Raw genomic sequence first — 748 nt, 5'->3', positions numbered from 1 at the left:
CGCCCGTCAGCGGAGCGCCGAAGGCCGCCGCAATGGCGCCGGCTGCGCCGCAGCCGACCAGCTTGCGCATATCGCTGCGGCGAAGCTGGAGCAGATCGCCCAAACTGGACGCGAGCACGCCGCTCATCTGCGTATAGGCCGCTTCGAGCCCCACCGACGCGCCGAAGCCGTTCGACACGACCGTCTGCCCGGTGACGATCAGGCTGTCGGACATGGAGAGCTTACCGCCATGGAGGGCATTGGCTTCCACGAGGTCGACCGAACGGGTCTTGCGGCGCCGCAAGACGAAGGCGATCAGGGCCAGAAGCACACCACCCAATGCCGGTATCAGCGCCGCATCGAGCGGGAGACTGTCCAAGGCGCTGAGCCGTGTGCCATGCGGGATCTGATAGAGCAGCCGCTGCAATCCATAGGAAATCTCGCGCAGGGCGGTGACGACGATGCCTGCAAGCGCTCCGACGATCACGGCAAGCAGCACCAGCCAGCTTTCGCGCCGGCGCACCAAGGATCTGAGCCGCACGAGGAGGCCAACCGGCCCGATATGGACGCGCCACCATTGCAACAAGGCGCCCATGGCCCAACCGAAATCGGCCAATCGAGCGGTGAACCCTGCCTTGGGCGGCGATTGAACTTCGTTTCGGCTCGGCTCGGGGGTCTCAGACATCTGCACCTGCATCGCCATCATAGGCAACGCGGAAGCCGGCGGGCCCCTCGCCATCCTGCGAAATTTGCGGATCATCGGGGCCCA

At 65.8% G+C, this 748-nt stretch carries 1 protein-coding gene; it reads right to left on the bottom strand.

The window, feature by feature from the left end:
- Positions 1 to 664 (bottom strand): chloride channel protein (locus VW35_RS15305; protein WP_161796925.1); only part of this gene is annotated, 664 nt, incomplete at its 3' end.
- Between the last annotated feature and the right edge of the window lie 84 nt (positions 665 to 748).

The organism is Devosia soli (assembly GCF_000970455.1).
Taxonomy (GTDB): Bacteria; Pseudomonadota; Alphaproteobacteria; order Rhizobiales; family Devosiaceae; genus Devosia; species Devosia soli.
Note: the sequence above shows the minus strand (reverse complement) of the source record. Positions and strands in the feature narration are given on the sequence as shown.